This is a genomic window from Neoroseomonas lacus (genome assembly GCF_014644535.1).
Classification (GTDB): domain Bacteria; phylum Pseudomonadota; class Alphaproteobacteria; order Acetobacterales; family Acetobacteraceae; genus Neoroseomonas; species Neoroseomonas lacus.
Map to the genome: position 1 here is coordinate 135,175 of NZ_BMKW01000008.1, position 16,286 is coordinate 151,460.

Genomic DNA, 16,286 nt, shown 5'->3' on the forward strand with positions numbered 1-16,286 from the left:
GAGGCCCTTTCGTGCCTATCGACCGGGCCGCACGGCCACCGCACCGGCACGGTAGCCATTGTGCTGGCTGATCCGGCTCCCGCCGCGCTCGCCAAGGCCAGCGCGGGTCAGGCCGCCCACCGCCAGCGCCATCAGGCGCTCGGCGCGTCCGTCAGGCGGCGCGGCGCATCCGATAGGTCGAGAGCGAACCCGCATGCATGATCCGCCCGCTCAGTGGTCGGCCGATGATGCGCTCCGCCAACCGCGCCGCCTCGATGAGCTTCTCCAGATCGATCCCCGTCTCGATGCCCATTTCATGGCACAGGAAAACCATGTCTTCCGTGCAGATGTTGCCGGCACCCCTGCTGTCGCCATGCCCGGCAAAGGGGCAGCCGCCAAGCCCGGCCACGGAGCTGTCGAACAGATCCACCCCCATCTCCAGCGCTGCCAGGACATTGGCCGGACCGAGCCCGCGCGTATCATGCAAGTGCAGCCCAACGCGGGTATCGGGCAGGGCATCGCGCACCATGCCGACCAGGCGGCGTACCGATTGCGGGTTGGCCCACCCCATCGTGTCGGCCAGATAGACCTTGGGCAGGCGGATGCCCCGTTCGGCGCAGGCCCGATGCGCCCAGACAAGTTCCGCCACCGGGCGTTCCGGCGCGATCTCGCCTTCGTAGTTGCAGCCAAAGGCGGTCATCACCAGGGCGCGGTCGATCGTCAGGCCCGCTTCGGAATAAAGGTCGAGCCAACGGAGCACGCGATCGCGCATCTCGGCCGCGGTGCAGTTGTTGTTGCGCTTCGCGAAGGCATCGGAGGTGTAGAGGCTGATCTTGCCGGAAAGGTCTACGCCCGGCGTCGCGCTGGCCCGATGGAAGCCCTGTTCGTTCAGCCAGACCGCTTCATAGCGTACACCGGGGCGCCGCTTGATGGCGGCGAACAAGGCCTCGGTGTCCGCCATCTGCGGCACCGCCTTGGGTGACACGAAGGACGCCACCTGGACGGCCTTCAGGCCTGTCTCGGCCAGCGCCTCGACCAGTGCGGCGCGCTGTGTCAGGGGATAGATGCGTGGTTCGATCTGGAAGCCCTCGCGCGGCCCTTCTTCGTGGAACTCCACGCACTTCGGCAGGTCTGACATATCCCGTCATCCTCTAGTTGAAGGTGATACCAAGGCCGCGCGCGATCGGGATCCACGTCGCGCGCTGCGCCTCGACGAAGGTGGCGGTGCTCTCCGGGGTGGAATCGGTCACCACCTCGGTCGCACCCAGTTCGAAGCGGCGCTGAATCTCCGGATCTGACAGCACCCGCCGCAACACGGCATTGAGGCGAAGGATCACCGGCGTGGGCGTTCCTGCCGTGGTCATCAGCAGGTTCCAGCTGTTGTTGGCATAGCCGGGCAGTCCGGCCTCGGCGAAGAGCGGCACATCCGGCAACTGGGCGATGCGATGCCGGAAGGACACCGCCAGCGCACGCATCCGGCCGGCACGCACATGCTCGATGGCGGCGGGGCCGGAATCGAAGCTCAGATCCACATTGCCCGCGAGCAGGTCGGTCTGCGCCGGCCCCTGGCCGCGATAGGGGATATGGGTCATCCGGATGCCCGCCACCGCCATGAACTGCTCGGTGCCGACATGGTTGATCGAGCCGTTGCCGGCCGAGGCATAGTTCAGCTTGCCGGGATTGGCCCGCGCATAGGCGATCAGCTCCGCCAGGGTGTTCGCCGGAACGGACGGATTGACCACCAGGAGAGACGGCGTGTCCGAGATCATGCCGATGAACGACAGCCCGTTCACCAGGTCGAACGGAATGTTGGTGTAGAGCGCCAGGTTCATCACGAGTTGCGACATCGTCCCGATGCCGATGACGTGGCCATCGGCTGGCGCGCGGACCACCACTTCCGTGCCGACGAGCCCGCCGGCGCCGGCGCGGTTCTCGACGATGACCGGCTGGCCGAGTTCGCGCGACAGCTCCGGTGCGATCAACCGCGCGGTTGAATCGTTGATGCTGCCGGGCGGGAAGGCGACGATCAGGCGGATCGGCCGGTTCGGATAGCCATCCTCGGCGCGGGCGCCGTGGGGCAGCAGCGCCGCCGAGGCGCCCAGCAGAGCGCGCCGGGTTGTCTTCATGGTTGTTTCCTCCTCGGTTTCAGTCCTGGTGGTGCGTCAGGCCGGCACAAGCATCTCCGCGACGCAGTGCGCCAAGTGTTCGGGATTGTCGGCGATGACGGCGCCTGCTTCGGCCAGCGCCGCCCGCTTGGCCGCGGCGGTCTCGCGCGTGCCCTCGACCAGCGCGCCGGCATGGCCCATCTGCTTGCCCGGCGGGGCATGGCGCCCGACGATCAGCGCCACCACGGGTTTGCGCCGCGCCGCAATGAGGTCGAGCATGGCGTATTCCTTCCCGCCGCCGATCTCGCCGAGATAGGCGACGATGTCCGTCCCCGGATCGTCGAGGAAGCGCGCGAGATATTCGTGCGGATTGCGGCCCACCACCATGTCGCCGCCCATATGCGTGATGGCCGACTGGCCGCAGCCGAAGCGGGTCAGCAGGCGCGTGCCGGTGAGGGTGAGGGTGCCGCTGCGGCCGATGACCCCGACCCGGCCGGGCCGGGTGAAGCCGGTCGCGATCGAGCCCAGCAGCGCCTGTCCCGGCACCATCATGCCGAGCGAATTCGGCCCGACCACCCACAGGCCGCGTTCCCGCGCATAGGCGAGCGCCCACAGCGCATCGTGCACCGGCACGAATTCGGCGGCGACGACCGCGAGCCTGATGCCCGCATCCGCCGCATCCACCAGTGCGTCCCGCACGCCGGAGGCCGGGACGTAGATGATGCTCACCTGGGCCGCGGTGGCGGCGACGGCGTCGGCCATCCGGTCGAAGCAGGGCAGGCCCTCGATCGTGCCGCCCGCGCGCCCCGGCGCGACGACGCCGGCGAGCGGCGTACCCGCATCGCGCATCGCCTCGAGCTGCGCCAACCCATAGGGCCCGGTGGCGCCCTGCAGCAGCACGCGCCAGCCGCTTTCGTACAGGACCGCCATGGCTATGCCAGCCGATCGAGCCAGGGGTTGCGGCGCTGGTGCATGGGGTTTCCTCCTTATCGCCGAGGCATGATGGAAAGAAACGGCCTATTGCGCAATAGTCCTAACCTTAATACCTTTGAGGCATGCCGATGGCCGCATCCCTCACCGACAGCGCGACAGCCACGCCGCTCGCCGGCCGCGATTCATCCGCGGAGGATGCGTCCCGCGTCGCGTTGTATCTGCGCCTGTCGCGCGTGTTCCGCGAACGCATCGCGGCGGGCGAATGGGCGCCCGGTGCTCTGATCCCGGGCCTGCCGCAGCTCTGCGAGGATTTCCAGGTATCGCGGGTAACCATGCGGCAGGCGCTCGCCATCCTGGCGCAGCAAGGGCTGATCGGCATCGGTCGGGGGCGCGGCACCTGGGTGATGCCGGACGCGCTGGACCGTTTGGGTGGACGCAGCCTGCGCGACGCCATCAGCGATACCGGCGCCGCCGATACGGGCCTGCAGATCAAGGTGCTCCAACGCACCGATGATGTGCCGCTCGCTGCCGATCTGCGCAGCCGGGCCCCGCAGGAGACGGGGCCCTTCACGCGCATCCTCAAACGTCACCACATGGGCGGACGACCCTTCGCCCTGCTGGACTACTACATCGAGGCAGCGCTGTTCCGCCGTTTTCCGCAAGGCGCCGAGAGCCGCTTCAAACTGGGGCGCCTGCTGCGCCAGGCGATCGGCCCGGCCCGCATGACGCTGCTGGAGGAGGTGACCCTCACCCATGCGGATCCACGGCTCGCCGAGTTGCTCGGCTGCGGCATGGGCGAGGTGCTGGTGCGCATGCGCCGCTGGTACCGCGATGCCGAGGGCCGGGTGCCGTTGGCGGGCACCTCCTACTACCGCGGCGACGGCTTCGCGCTGGAGGTCGAGCGCCCCCTGGCCGCCGAGATATTCCCGGCGCCGACCCCGACGGAGGAAACCTAGTGCGGCTCATCGAACATGACGGCAAGGCGCTGTTGGCGTCAGCGGGCATTGCCATTCCGCGCGGGCTGCTGATCGAAGCATCGGAACAACCGCAGGCGTCACCCTGGCCAGCGGCGATGGTCAAGGCGCAGCTCCTCGCCGGCGGCCGCGGCAAGCGCGGGCTGGTGGCGCGTGCCGAGGCGGCGGATCTCGCCGCGACCATCGGCCGGATGACGGCGGCCCTGGCCCCGTCCGCGCCGCCCTTGCTGGTCGAGGAAGCGCTGTCCGTCGAGGCTGAATACTACATGGCCTTGCGCATCGACGATGTGCGGCAATGCGTGAGTCTGCTGCTGTTGGCCCAGGGCGGCATCGAAGTCGAGAACGCCGCGGCCGAAGTCCAGACCCTGCCGATCGACCCACGCCGTGGGCTGTTCGCGCAGGATGTTCTGCCGGTCGCGAAGGCGGCCGGCATTCCGGCCCGCCAGCAGGGCGCCGTGGCGCGCTTCGCGAGCGATCTCCATCGTCTCTTCGTGCGCGCCGATGCGACACTGATCGAGATCAATCCGCTCGGCCTGGTGACGGGACGCGGGCTGGTCGCGCTGGATGCGAAGGTGGTGCTCGATGACGCCGCGGCGTCCCGGCATCCGGGCCGCAGCGCATTGCGCTCGGCCGCGATCGAACGCGCAGGATCGCCACCGCGCGAGGGCGAGGCGGCCAGCCAGGGCTTCACCTTTGTGGAGCTGACCGGGCAGGTGGCGCTGCTCACGGGTGGGGCGGGGCTGGGCATGTCCATCCTCGATCTGCTGGGCGATGCTGGCCTGCATGCGGCGAATTTCGTCGATGCCCCAGGTGGCGGCGGCGCCGAAGGCTTCATCCGCCGTGGTCGCATGGTCTTCGACCTGGCGGCCGAGAATCCGGCGGTCAAGGCAATCGGCATGTACCAGACGCTCGGCGCCAGTTCGCTCGGCGGTACGGTGAAGGGCCTGCTCACCCTGTTGGATCAGTATCCCCCGCCCAAGCCGCTGGTTGTCGGCTTCGCCGCCGCCGGCGCCGCGGAACGGGAGATGACGATGGCACAGGCCGCGCAGCTTGTGGCCGAACGTGGCTATGTCGCCGTGACCGAGTTGGATGACTTCGTGGATGCGCTGCGGCGCACGGTGGAAGGGTCATGACCTTGAACGAGTCGGTTCTGACAACGGATATCCGCGACCGCGTGATGCGGCTGACGATCACGCGGGAAGCGCGCCGCAATGCCATGAATGCCGAGGTGCAGCGGGGCATCTCCGCGGCGCTGACCCGTGCCGTGGAGGGCGGCGATGTCGGTGTGGTGGTGCTGACCGGCGCCGGTGACCGCGCCTTCTGCTCCGGCGCCGACCTCGCACCGGATTCGGTGGCGTTCCGGCAGGACTTCTCGCAGATCGGCACGCCCTTCACCGCGCTGCTGCGCCAGGTGCGCGACCTGCCCATACCGCTGATCGCCCGCGTCAATGGGCACTGCATGGCGGGCGGGATGGGGCTGATGGCCATGTGCGACATGGTGGTTGCCGCGGACCACGCCCTGTTCGGGCTGCCGGAAGTGAAGATCGGCGTCTTTCCGATGGTGGTGACGAGTGTCCTGCGCGCGCTGATGCCGGAGCGCGCCTTCGCGGAACTGGCGCTGACCGGCGAGCCGATCACCGCGGCCGAGGCCCATCGGCTGGGTCTGGTGAATCACGTGGCGCCTGGGGCTGAGCTTGACGCCAAGGTGGATTGGCTGGTCGGGCGGCTGCTCGACAAAAGCCCCACCGCCATGCGCCGCGGCAAGTATGCCCTGCGCAAGACGGAGGCCATGACGTTCGATGAAGCACTCGCCTTCCTCGAGACGCAGATCGGCGTCCTGGCGCTGACCGAGGATGCCCGGGAGGGGCGCAGCGCGTTCAATGAGAAGCGCAGACCGAATTGGACGGGGCGGTAACTCGGAAACGCCGCCAGAAGGCTATGAAGCCGCATTCGGTCGCTGAGGCGGCCCTTGCGCACGCCGTTGGTGACAAGGTCGAGGCCGCCTACCGGCGGGGCGACCTGTTCGAGAAGCGGGCCACACTTATGCAGGAGTGGGCGACGTTTTGCATGCGGGTGAAGGCGTGAGTCCTGATCCATGCACTGATCACAGTGATCAATTCAGATTGGCTAAGTGCCGCGTCTCAACTACCGCGGCTTCGGGCGCTGAGCCGGCGGGACCCAGCCTGCCGGTGGATCGTAACCGGGATGGCGGCGCGGCCACGTTCTTGGGGAAGCTCTGGACCATCATCAGCGGGCCTCCCTACTTGGTCCTGAACCCGGAAACTGGTCCGGCGGGAAGGCAATTTTTTCGGGCACTCTGACCAAGGAGGGAGGGTGCCATGAAGCAGAAGCGATACACGGATGAGCAGATCGCCTTCGCCCTGAGGCAGGCGGAGAGCGGCACGGCGGTGGCCGAGATCTGCCGCAAGCTTGGCGTGTCCGAGCCGACATTCTACAGGTGGAAGAAGCAGTTCGCCGGGATGGGCGTGGCGGAGATCCGGCGCCTGAAGCAGCTCGAGGAGGAAAACGCTAGGCTGAAACGGCTGGTAGCGGACCTCACGCTCGACAAGACGAAGTTGCAGGACGTGCTGCGGTGAAAGTGGTGAGGCCCGCCGTGCGCCGCGACGTGGTGCGCCATCTGCAGGGCGCCTACGCGGTCGGCGCACGCCGGCTTCCCGGCATCGCATTCCGAAGGCCAGGGAAGTGTATTGGCTGCCCTGATCGCTGTGATGCACGACACCAGCGGGTTTCCTGCTGGTCACCGCCATGTCGAGGGCGTCGAGCACTAGGCGCGTTCGCAGGTCCGCGGCCATCCGCCAAGCCGACGATGCGTCGGGACCAGGCATCGAGCACAACGGCCAGGAACATGAAGCCTGCCGCCGTCGGCACATAGGTGATGTCGGCCACCCACAGCAGGTTCGGCCCAGGTGCGGTGAAGACCCGGCCGACAAGATCGTTGGCCGGTGCGTGCGTCGGCTCGCGCCGCGTCGTGGTCGGGAAGCGTCGCCGTGGCACACCGCGCAGCCCGGCCTGGCGCATCAGCCGCGCCACACGCTTGCGGGCGATCGCCGTGCCCTCGGCTTGCAACTCGGCATGCAGCCGCGGCGCGCCGTAGGTGCCGTGTGAGGCCACGTGGATCGTGCGGATCCGGCGCAGCAAGGCGGCATCGGCCTGGGCGCGCGACGAGGCCGGCCGGCTGCGCCAGGCGTAGTAGCCAGAGACTGAGACCCGCAGAACGCGGGCCATGACACGGATGGGGAATTCGGCCTGGTGCGCGCTGATGAATTCGAAGACCCGGACGGGGTCTTGTCCTTCGCGAACCAGGCCGCCGCCTTTGCCAGGATATCGCGCTCCTGGCGCAGCCGATGGTCCTCACGGCGGAGCTTGCTCAGTTCCTCTCGCGCGGCGCTGGCAGCACCCTCGTCGCGGCGTTCCCGGCCATCGCGCTCCGCTTGGCGGATCCAGTGCACGATCGACTGCGCATTCGGCTCGAACTCGCGGGCAAGGTCCTGCGGATTTCGTCCTGATCGGACCAACACCACCATCTGTCGCCGGAACTCCGGCGGGTAGGGCACTCTGAATCTGGGCATCTCGAAAACCTCCGTCTCAAGCCTCGGGGTGTCCACGAAACCGGGTCAACTTCAGTACTGAGCCGCCATGGCGATGCGTGTACCCGCCGGCCGCCCTGTCCAACGCCACGCCTGATCAGGGAGGGCTCATCGCCTCCGGGCCGGACGGAGCCGCATCGCCCCGAATGATCGCAGCGCGACACCGGGTGCGGCCGATGCGCCGCCTCATGGCATGCTCCTTGCTTTCGTTGCCGGACGGACACCGACAGCAACGCAGCGGGAATGCGGCGAGGAGCCTGCTTGGCCGAGGATATCGCAACGAGCCACGCCTCGCAGGAACTGGCCTTGGCTGAGGCGCCGATGGATGCCCGCACGCTGCTGTCCGTGCGTGATCTGACGGTGGAATTCCAGACCGGGCAGGGTCGCTTCGAGGCCGTGCATCGCATCGGCTTCGATGTGGCGAAAGGCCAGGTGCTCGGCGTCGTCGGTGAATCCGGCAGTGGCAAGAGCGTGACCGCGCTGGCGCTGATGCGCCTCTTGCCTGACCACGCTGCTCGGATATCGGGCGGGCGCGTCGTCTTCGATGGCAGCGACATCGTGCCGATGCGCGAAGCCGAGATGTGCCGCATCCGCGGCCGCAGGATCGGCATGATCTTCCAGGATCCGACGACCTCCCTGAATCCCATCTTCACTATCGGCCACCAGCTGCGCGAAGGGCTCCGTGCACATCTCGGGCTTGGCAGGACAGCGGCGAACCGCCGGGCGGAGGAACTGCTGAGCCTCGTCCGCCTGCCTTCCGTGCGTGCTGCGCTCGACAAGTATCCGCATGAATTGTCGGGGGGCATGCGCCAGCGCGTGATGATCGCCATGGCGTTGGCCTGCGAGCCGCAATTGCTGATCGCCGACGAGCCCACCACGGCGCTGGACGTGACCACCCAGGCCCAGATCCTGGAACTGCTGCGGGACCTTCAGCAGCAGATGGGCATGGCCATCATGCTGATCACCCACGACCTGGGCGTGGTGGCCGAATTCGCCGATGCGGTCCAGGTCATGTACGCCGGGCGGATCGTGGAACGCGCGCCGGTGAGCCGCCTCTTCGCCAATCCGGCGCATCCCTACACGCAGGGTCTGCTGCACAGCATGCCGGCGCTGGACGAGGAGGACCCGGCCGTGCTGCCGGCGATTCCGGGCATGGTGGCGAGCCCTTTCGCCATGCCGGACGGCTGTCCCTTCCATCCGCGCTGTGCCCTGGCGTCCGATGTCTGCCGCGCCGCCGTGCCGCCGCTGAATCCGATCGCGCCCGCGCACAGCGCCGCCTGCTGGCATGTCGAAGCGGTGATGGCGGCCTGAGATGGAACAGACCCCGCTCCTGCGCATCCGCGAGCTGACGCGGCACTTCGCCGTCGGCGGCCGCGTGGTGAAAGCGGTGGATGGCATCAGTTTCGACGTGCGGCGCGGGGAGACCCTGGCCCTGGTGGGCGAAAGCGGCTGCGGCAAGACGACCACGGGCCGTCTTCTCGTGCGCCTGGCGGAGCCCGATGGCGGCAGCATCGCCTTCGACGGCACCGAGATCACCGCAGCCAAGGCCGACACGTTGCGGGCGTATCGACGCCGCATGCAGCTGATTTTCCAGGACCCCGGAAGCTCTTTCAACCCGCGCATGACCGTCGGCGCGCTCGTGTCGGAACCGATGCATCTCGCCGGTCTGAAGCGGGCGGAGCAGGCCGCCCGGGTGGCGGAGCTCTTGCCGCTGGTGGGCCTGTCGGCCGACTATGCCGCGCGCTACCCGCATGAATTCTCGGGCGGCCAGCGCCAACGCATCGGCATCGCACGCGCCCTGGCCCTGCGACCCGACTTCATCGTGTGCGACGAACCGGTCTCGGCGCTGGACGTTTCCGTGCAGGCGCAGGTGGTCAACCTGCTCACCGGGCTGCAACACCAATTCGGCCTGACCTACCTCTTCATCTCGCACGATCTCCGCGTCGTGCGTCACGTCGCGGCGCGCGTGGCGGTGATGTATCTGGGCCGCATCGTCGAGCTGGCGAGCAAGCAGGATCTGTATCGCAGCCCGCGCCATCCCTATACGCGCGCCCTGCTCTCCGCGGTGCCGTCGCACCGGCCGGGCATGACGCGAAGGCGCATGGACGCCATCGGCGAGATCGCCAGCGCCGATGCGGTGCCAAGCGGCTGTCGCTTCCATACGCGCTGTGTCCATGCCCAGGCACGTTGCCGCGAGGAGGATCCAGCGCTGCGCGAACTGGCGCCAGGCCACGTTGCTGCCTGCCACCTCGCAGAGAGCCTGCCGTCGTGACGCCCACTTCCCAAGGCGCGGCACCGGATCCGCGCAATCCTGGTCGAAAAGGACATCCCCATGCCGACTGACCGATCGAAGACCGCTCCTTTCGGCCTGACTCGCCGGGGATTGGGGCAGGCGGCCCTGGCCGGCGGCGCGGTGGCTGGCTTCGGCCTTCCGCAGCCGGCGTGTGCTGCCGGGAAGACACTGGTGGTCGGCGCCTCGGTCTTTCCGGACTCGCTGCGCCCAGGCATCTCCTCCTTCGCCTCCTCCAGCCTGATCAGCCAGACCAATGAGGCGCTCTATTCGCGCGACAATGCCGGCCAGGCCGTGCCGGGCCTGGCGGAAAGCCACACCCAGCTCGATGAGGTGACGACGCAGTTCAAGCTGCGCCAGGGCGTGAAGTTCCACGACGGCAGCGAGTTCACCGCCGAGGATGCCGCCTACACCATCAACTACGTGATCAATCCGGCCAATGGCTACGGATCCCTGGCGCGCATCGCGCCGGTCACCCAGGCGACCGTGGTGGACAAGTACACGCTGAACCTCACGGCACGGGCCGTCTTCCCGACAATCCTCCAGGGCCTCTCCAATATCCAGCTGCAGAGCAAAGCCTATTTCGAGCGCGTCGGCTTCGACGGCATCTCGACCCGGCCGATGGGCACCGGCCCCTTCGTCTTCCAGCGCTGGGTCCCGGGCGACCGCTACGAACTGACGGCGAACAAGGACTATTGGGGCGGCGCGCCGAAGGTGGACCGCATCGTCATCCGCGAGATCCCCGACCCCGGCACGCGCATCGCCTCCCTCGTCGCCGGCGAGACGCACATCATCGAGGAAGTGCCCATCGACCTGATCCCGCAGGTCGAGAGTTCCTCCGCCGCCAAGCTGGACGAGATCGTCTCCAGCGTCGGGCTGATCCTGACCTACGACGTCCGTGTGCCGCCCTTCAACAACCCGAAGGTGCGGGAGGCATTTGACTACGCCATCGACAAGGAAGCGATCCGTCGGGAATTGCTGAAGGGTCGCGGCGAGCTGTTGCAGGGGCAGTTGCTCACCTCCAACACCTTCGGCTTCAATCCCGCACTTAAGCCGCGTCCCTTCGATCCCGACCGGGCGAAGGCTATGCTGCGGGAGGCCGGGTTCAACTTCCGCACGCCGATCCCCATCGCCACCCAGTCGGGCAAGTACGTCTCCGACGTGGACATCTCCAATGCCGTCGCCGGCATGCTCTCCAACATCGGCGTCAACGCCACCGTGAACGTCGTCGAGGGTGGCGTCTGGACGCAGATGCAGCGCGCGCAGCGGGCCGGGCCGATCTACATGATTGGCTGGTACAGCCTGGGCGACGCCGACTTCGCGACGGTCTGGTTCACCGAGGGCAGTCGCCGGTCGGTCTGGAAGAACGACGAATATGAACGGCTCTTCGTCGAAGCACGCTCGACCAACGACCAGGCGGCACGGGAGCAGGCCTATCACCGCATGATGGAGATCCTCCATGCCGAGAACCCGGCCATGTTCCTGTTCGGGCTGCCGAGCCTCTATGCGGTGAACAGGAAGGTGACCGGCTTCGGCGCCGCATCCGACAAGATCCTCCGCCTCGCCGCGGCGGATATTGCCTGACGGGCGGACAGCGACAGTGCTTGCCTACGCTGCGCGTCGGCTGATGCTCCTGCCGATCTCCCTGTTCCTGGTGGCGCTGGTGACCTTCGTGGTGCTGCGCCTCACGGGCAATCCCGTGGACATCTTCCTCGACGTCACCTCGACGCCCGAGCAGGTCGCTGCCCTGACGGAGAAACTGCACCTGGACGAGCCGATCCCGATCCAGTTCCTGATCTTCCTGCGCGACCTGGCGCAGGGTGATTTCGGGCTGTCCCTGCAGTTCAACGAGCCGGCCCTCTCGACCGTGTTCCAGCGCCTGGGCGGCACGCTGCAACTTGCGGGGACGGGACTGCTGCTCGCCATCGTGCTGGGCGTCATCCTCGGCCTGGTCTGCGCGGTGTGGCGGGACCGGCTCGCGGATCTCGCCATCTCGTCTGTCGCCGTGGCGGGCCAGTCCATGCCGAGCTTCTGGCTCGGGATCCTGCTGATCCAGCTTTTTGCGCTGAAGCTCGGCTGGCTTCCGACCTCCGGCGCGGGCGGCTGGCGGCATATGATATTGCCGGCGGTCACCCTCGCCACTTTCCTGCTGCCGAACATCGTCCTCATCACGCGCGCCAGCGTGCTGGAGATGTCAGGCGAGCAGTTCGTCATCGCCGCCCGCGCCAAGGGCCTGTCGCGTCTGCGCGTGCTGCTGACCCATGTGCTGCCGGTCTCGCTGAACCCGCTGCTAAGCTTCCTCGGCATACAGATCGGCACGCTGATGGGCGGCTCCATCATCACCGAGACCATCTTCGCCTGGCCGGGTGTGGGCCGGCTGATGCTGACCAGCATCTCCAACCGCGACGTGCCGGTGGTGGAGGCCGGCGTGCTGGTCATCGCGGTCGGCATCGTGCTGACCAACCTCGCCGTGGACCTCCTGCAGATGCTGATCGACCCTAGGATTCGGCGACATTGAGCGCGACCACGCTGCGCCCGCGCCGTGCGCTGTTCGGCAAGGGATTCAAGATGACGCTGGGGGGCGGCATCGTGTTGGGCGCCGTGTTGGTGGCCATCTTCGCGCCCCTGATCGCGCCCTACGATCCATACCAGCAGAGCCTGTCGATTCGCATGAAGCCGCCGGCCTGGATGGCCGGTGGTAGCGCGGCCCACTGGCTCGGCACCGACGCCTATGGGCGGGACCTGCTGTCGCGCCTGATCTACGGCTCCCGCCTTTCGATCCTGGTCGGCGTCACCTCGATGCTGTTCTCCTGCCTGCTTGGCAGCGCGGCCGGCCTCATCGCCGGCTACAAGGGCGGCCGCTGGGAACAGGTGATCATGCGCTTCGCCGATGCACAGATGGCCTTTCCCGACATCCTGCTCGCGATCCTGATGGTGGCCGCGCTCGGCGGCAGCGCCGTGAACCTGATCTTCGTGCTCGGCGTGTCACGCTGGATGATCTATGCCCGCGTTGTCTTCAACCTGACGCGGGCGCTCCGCCAGCGCCCCTTCGTCGAGGCGGCGACGCTGTATGGCGCGTCGGACCGTTACGTGATCTGGCGGCATCTCCTGCCGCAGATGGTGCCGGTGCTGACGGTGGTGTCGACGCTGCAGGTCGCCCAGATGGTGCTCCAGGAGACGGCGCTTTCCTATCTCGGCCTCGGCCTGCCGGCACCGACCGCGACCTGGGGCAACATCCTCTCGGAGGGCAGCAGCCGGCTCTTCGTCGCGCCTTGGATCGCGAACCTTGCCGGCCTTGCCATCATCATCCTCGTCTGGGGAATCAACATGTTCGGCAACGGGTTGCGCGAGCATGTGGACCCGAAATCCCGCCTGGCGCCGCGCTGATGCCTACGCCGGACATTCCGCCCACAAGGACGCCCTCATGAGCAGCAAGCCCTTTCACCTCTCGTGGTTCCTCTCGCGTGGCTTCGGACCGAAGGCCTGGCACCACGAATGGGGCGGCACGGATGCCACCCAGGCGCGCTGGATGATGCCCGACCTCTTCGTGGATCTCGCGCGTTCCATGGAGCGGGCCTGCTTCGACTACCTGATCATCGAAGATAGCTGCAACGTCCCCTACACCTATCAGAACTCGCACAATGCCTATCTGCGCCAGGCTGCGGCGACGCCGAAGCTCGATCCGGCGACGCTGGTGCCGTACCTCGCCATGGCCACGAAGCATCTCGGTCTCGTGCCCACGCTGTCGGCCAGCGAGTATCCGCCCTACCTGCTGGCGCGACTGGTGAATTCGCTCGACCACCTGACCGAGGGCCGGGTCGGCTGGAACATGGTAACCGGCAGCAATGACGGCGGCGCGCAGAACTACGGCAAGGACAAGCACGTCCCCCATGACGAGCGCTACGATCGCGCCGACGAGGTGGCGGACATCGTCACCAAGCTCTGGGACAGCTGGGAGCCGGACGCCGTCGTGCTGGACCGGGACAACGTCATCTTCGCGGACGGCAACAAGGTCCACCCGATCAACTACAAGGGGAAGTACTTCTCCTGCCGCGGTCCGCTGACCGCCCCGCGCTCGCCGCAGGGGCGGCCGGTGCTGTGCCAGGCGGGCGGGTCGCCGCGCGGGCTTCGCTTCGCCTCGCGCTGGGCCGACACCATCATCGCCACCGCGGAATCCGTCGCCGACATGAAACGCCAGCGCGAGGTCATCCGCGCGACGGCCGTCGAGCAGGGGCGCAACCCGGACACCATCAAGGTGCTGTTCCTGGCCGATCCGATCATCGATCGCGACATGGAATCGGCGCGCCAGCGGCGTCGCGATGAGATCGCCTTCGCGGAGCAGAACATCGAGTTTGCGCTCGCGATGATGTCCACGCTGACCGGCATCGACTTCTCGCAGTTCCCGCTGGATGAGCCCCTTCCGCCGCTGACCTCCAACGGACACCAGTCGGCCGCGAAGAAATGGGTCGGTCGCACCCCGCGCGAGATCACCAAGCAACGCGCCAACCGCTCCGGGCTCGACTACACCGGCACGCCCGAACACGTCGCCGGCATGATGGAGGAGGTGATGCAGGAGGTCGGCGGCGATGGCTTCCTGCTCACCTTCGGCGATTTCAGCCGCCGTTACGTTGCCGAGATCTGCGACGGGCTGGTGCCGGTGCTGCAGAAGCGCGGCCTGACGAAGCGTGGTTATAGCTACAAGACGTTCCGGGAGAACCTGATGGAGTTCTGACCGCGGTGCCGAGCCCTACAGCATACCATCTGATCGTGCCGTAGGCGGCACCGGCCCCCTAGTCGCGGAATTGTACTGGTTCGGGCCCGCTACTGCCAGCCAGGCGGCGGAGGAGGCCGGCTGGCCTCCAACAGGGCAACCAACGTCGCTGCCCCCCCCCGCCGATGGCCTTGGCCTCGGGGCTTCACGCCGCGCCGGAGGGAACCGGGCGCCGGCCCACAGGCTGAGGGCGGCATGGCCGTGCATCCATCCGCGCCGATCCAGCGCATCGGCCACTGCCTCTACGCCGGACCATTCAGCCGCGAGAAGTGCCCACGCGACCCCTTCGATGGCATGCAAGACAGCCGCCTGGCTGCCGCCACCGTGCCGGTGGATGAAGTTCAAGCGCGCCCTGATCTCCGCCTCGTCACGCATGAACGGATCAAGACACTCTATTTCCGGACATTGATTCCCCGCGCGCTGAAGCAAGCGGAGCGTATCCTGGCAATTTCGGAAAGTGCGCGAGCCAATATCGAACGGCTATTTCCCTCGACTGTGGGTCGCGTCGTCACAACGCCCGGCGGTGTCGCCGCGCACTTCTTCACACGCCCGTCGGCGGAGGTTACGCGCGCGGTGCTGGCGCGGCTCGGCATCAGCGGACCCTATATGTTGTCGGTCGGCACGCTGCAGCCGCGCAAGAACCTGCCGCGCCTGCTCGAGGCCTTCGCCCTCCTGAAGCGGGAGGGCGCGATCCCGCATCGGCTGGTGCTGTGCGGCGAACCGGGATGGGCCAACAGCGAGGTCTATCAGCGGGCACAGGCGCCGGATCTCGCCGAGCACGTGGTGTTCACCGGGTTCATCCCGGACGAAGATCTTGTCTGCCTCTATGCGGCCGGGGATGTGTTCGCCTATCCGTCGCTCTATGAGGGCTTCGGTCTGCCGGTCGTCGAGGCCATGGCCGCCGGTGCGGCCGTGCTCACCTCGGACAATTCCTCGTTGCGCGAGGTGGCCGGCGATGCCGCGCTGCTCTGCGACCCGCTCTCCATCGAGGACATCGCTGCCAAGCTGCGCCGCCTCGCGAATGAGCCAGATCTTCGACGGGATTTCGTTGCCAGAGGCCATCGGCGGGCGACTGCTTATACGTGGCAGGAATGCGCCGGCGTGACGTTGAGAGCATACCGGGAAGCGCTGTAGGTCGCGGGTACGGCCTGTCCATCGAAGCGGGGGCAACTTCGACTCCAGGGCTACTGGCACACGACGATGCGGGTCACGAACCTGATCCAGAACGGCTGCCTGATCGGCTACGACGAGTACGCCAAGAACGAACTCGGCGCCGACCCGGAACCGCCGTCGCAGACCCTGGTCTTCCTCCCCGAGCAGTACGGCCTGATCGCCGACCGCACGATCTACGTGGAGCCGGAGCAGGTTCTCTATCCCGACAAGGGTGCCCCGATGATGGCCTGGCAGCCGGACGGCATGGTCCGTTCGATGCCCCGCCTGTCGATGCGACCCGTACCGCGGCGCACGTCCATGGTTCCGAACCCGACCACATTGCGTTCCTGCCCAGGCAGGTTTCAGATCAAGGTCGAAGTCGGGGCGGATCCCGCGGATCATCCATTCCATGGTTGTGATGCTCCGGAGAAATGAGGCCGCAATCGTCCGGCCAGCCATGCTGGCCGAAGCAAG

14 protein-coding genes and 5 pseudogenes are annotated in these 16,286 nt (G+C 67.4%); 13 read left to right on the plus strand and 6 right to left on the minus strand.

Features of this window, described 5'->3' with window-relative positions:
• Positions 1-151 precede the first annotated feature (151 nt).
• From IEY36_RS16650 to IEY36_RS16660, 3 genes are read right to left on the minus strand one after another with little or no spacing between them, the layout of a single operon-like run.
• Complete coding sequence (locus IEY36_RS16650; RefSeq protein WP_188968635.1) at positions 152-1,117, minus strand: hydroxymethylglutaryl-CoA lyase; 966 nt, start codon at positions 1,115-1,117, stop codon at positions 152-154.
• A gap of 13 nt (positions 1,118-1,130) precedes the next feature.
• Positions 1,131-2,105 carry a Bug family tripartite tricarboxylate transporter substrate binding protein gene (locus IEY36_RS16655; protein WP_188968636.1) on the minus strand — a complete coding sequence of 325 codons (975 nt, stop codon included), beginning with the start codon at positions 2,103-2,105 and terminating at the stop codon, positions 1,131-1,133.
• Between the two features lie 36 nt (positions 2,106-2,141).
• Positions 2,142-3,014, minus strand: a complete 873-nt coding sequence (locus tag IEY36_RS16660; RefSeq protein WP_188968637.1) for a succinate--CoA ligase subunit alpha — start codon at positions 3,012-3,014, stop codon at positions 2,142-2,144.
• Between the two features lie 131 nt (positions 3,015-3,145).
• Between IEY36_RS16660 and IEY36_RS16665 the strand changes: the two genes are divergently transcribed.
• From IEY36_RS16665 to IEY36_RS16685, 5 genes and pseudogenes are all read left to right on the plus strand, one after another.
• Positions 3,146-3,973 carry a GntR family transcriptional regulator gene (locus IEY36_RS16665; RefSeq protein WP_188968638.1) on the plus strand — a complete coding sequence of 276 codons (828 nt, stop codon included), beginning with the start codon at positions 3,146-3,148 and terminating at the stop codon, positions 3,971-3,973.
• Entirely contained in the window at positions 3,973-5,124 is a 1,152-nt protein-coding gene (locus IEY36_RS16670; protein ID WP_188968639.1) for an ATP-grasp domain-containing protein, read from the plus strand. The genes IEY36_RS16665 and IEY36_RS16670 overlap by 1 nt, the downstream gene beginning before the upstream one ends.
• Complete coding sequence (locus IEY36_RS16675; RefSeq protein WP_188968641.1) at positions 5,121-5,906, plus strand: enoyl-CoA hydratase-related protein; 786 nt, start codon at positions 5,121-5,123, stop codon at positions 5,904-5,906. Before IEY36_RS16670 ends, IEY36_RS16675 begins: the two co-directional genes overlap by 4 nt.
• A gap of 29 nt (positions 5,907-5,935) precedes the next feature.
• Positions 5,936-6,076, plus strand: a pseudogene (locus IEY36_RS16680) (integrase); the annotation flags it as partial.
• A gap of 254 nt (positions 6,077-6,330) precedes the next feature.
• A pseudogene (locus tag IEY36_RS16685) lies at positions 6,331-6,662 on the plus strand (transposase); the annotation flags it as partial.
• Between the two features lie 31 nt (positions 6,663-6,693).
• On the opposite strand, the pseudogene IEY36_RS31355 reads toward IEY36_RS16685, so the two are convergent.
• The 3 pseudogenes from IEY36_RS31355 to IEY36_RS31360 form a co-directional block, all read right to left on the minus strand.
• Positions 6,694-6,882: pseudogene (locus IEY36_RS31355) on the minus strand (hypothetical protein); the annotation flags it as partial.
• Positions 6,818-7,315, minus strand: a pseudogene (locus tag IEY36_RS16690) (IS3 family transposase); the annotation flags it as partial. The pseudogenes IEY36_RS31355 and IEY36_RS16690, both read right to left, overlap by 65 nt.
• Positions 7,316-7,422: 107 nt before the next feature.
• A pseudogene (locus tag IEY36_RS31360) lies at positions 7,423-7,581 on the minus strand (transposase); the annotation flags it as partial.
• 279 nt (positions 7,582-7,860) lie between these two features.
• Here IEY36_RS31360 and IEY36_RS16700 point away from each other — a divergent pair.
• The 8 genes from IEY36_RS16700 to IEY36_RS16735 all read left to right on the plus strand — a co-directional run bounded on the left by IEY36_RS16700 (position 7,861) and on the right by IEY36_RS16735 (position 16,247).
• Positions 7,861-8,910, plus strand: a complete 1,050-nt coding sequence (locus IEY36_RS16700) for an ABC transporter ATP-binding protein (RefSeq protein WP_308423176.1) — start codon at positions 7,861-7,863, stop codon at positions 8,908-8,910.
• A 1-nt stretch (position 8,911) separates the two neighbouring features.
• Positions 8,912-9,871 carry an ABC transporter ATP-binding protein gene (locus IEY36_RS16705; protein WP_188968643.1) on the plus strand — a complete coding sequence of 320 codons (960 nt, stop codon included), beginning with the start codon at positions 8,912-8,914 and terminating at the stop codon, positions 9,869-9,871.
• Positions 9,872-9,931: 60 nt separating this feature from the next.
• On the plus strand, positions 9,932-11,473 hold the full coding sequence (locus IEY36_RS16710; protein WP_188968645.1) for an ABC transporter substrate-binding protein: 1,542 nt from the start codon (positions 9,932-9,934) through the stop codon (positions 11,471-11,473).
• A gap of 16 nt (positions 11,474-11,489) precedes the next feature.
• Positions 11,490-12,407 (plus strand): ABC transporter permease, encoded by a 918-nt coding sequence (locus tag IEY36_RS16715; protein ID WP_188968647.1) that lies wholly within the window; start codon positions 11,490-11,492, stop codon positions 12,405-12,407.
• Positions 12,404-13,276, plus strand: coding sequence for an ABC transporter permease (locus IEY36_RS16720; RefSeq protein ID WP_188968649.1), 873 nt, complete (start codon positions 12,404-12,406; stop codon positions 13,274-13,276). The genes IEY36_RS16715 and IEY36_RS16720 overlap by 4 nt, the downstream gene beginning before the upstream one ends.
• 37 nt (positions 13,277-13,313) lie before the next feature.
• Positions 13,314-14,621, plus strand: coding sequence for an NtaA/DmoA family FMN-dependent monooxygenase (locus tag IEY36_RS16725; protein WP_188968671.1), 1,308 nt, complete (start codon positions 13,314-13,316; stop codon positions 14,619-14,621).
• 234 nt (positions 14,622-14,855) lie between these two features.
• Positions 14,856-15,794 carry a glycosyltransferase family 4 protein gene (locus IEY36_RS16730; protein ID WP_188968674.1) on the plus strand — a complete coding sequence of 313 codons (939 nt, stop codon included), beginning with the start codon at positions 14,856-14,858 and terminating at the stop codon, positions 15,792-15,794.
• Between the two features lie 66 nt (positions 15,795-15,860).
• Complete coding sequence (locus IEY36_RS16735; RefSeq protein ID WP_188968676.1) at positions 15,861-16,247, plus strand: hypothetical protein; 387 nt, start codon at positions 15,861-15,863, stop codon at positions 16,245-16,247.
• Positions 16,248-16,286: the final 39 nt, after the last annotated feature.

Bases quoted from the DNA above. Each gene is read 5' to 3' on its own strand.
- IEY36_RS16675 (WP_188968641.1), top strand. From the start codon at position 5,121: ATGACCTTGAACGAGTCGGTTCTGACAACGGATATCCGCGACCGCGTG.
- IEY36_RS16705 (WP_188968643.1), top strand. From the start codon at position 8,912: ATGGAACAGACCCCGCTCCTGCGCATCCGCGAGCTGACGCGGCACTTC.
- IEY36_RS16710 (WP_188968645.1), top strand. From the start codon at position 9,932: ATGCCGACTGACCGATCGAAGACCGCTCCTTTCGGCCTGACTCGCCGG.
- IEY36_RS16655 (WP_188968636.1), bottom strand. From the start codon at position 2,105: ATGAAGACAACCCGGCGCGCTCTGCTGGGCGCCTCGGCGGCGCTGCTG.
- IEY36_RS16665 (WP_188968638.1), top strand. From the start codon at position 3,146: ATGGCCGCATCCCTCACCGACAGCGCGACAGCCACGCCGCTCGCCGGC.
- IEY36_RS16730 (WP_188968674.1), top strand. From the start codon at position 14,856: ATGGCCGTGCATCCATCCGCGCCGATCCAGCGCATCGGCCACTGCCTC.
- IEY36_RS16735 (WP_188968676.1), top strand. From the start codon at position 15,861: ATGCGGGTCACGAACCTGATCCAGAACGGCTGCCTGATCGGCTACGAC.
- IEY36_RS16650 (WP_188968635.1), bottom strand. From the start codon at position 1,117: ATGTCAGACCTGCCGAAGTGCGTGGAGTTCCACGAAGAAGGGCCGCGC.
- IEY36_RS16725 (WP_188968671.1), top strand. From the start codon at position 13,314: ATGAGCAGCAAGCCCTTTCACCTCTCGTGGTTCCTCTCGCGTGGCTTC.
- IEY36_RS16660 (WP_188968637.1), bottom strand. From the start codon at position 3,014: ATGGCGGTCCTGTACGAAAGCGGCTGGCGCGTGCTGCTGCAGGGCGCC.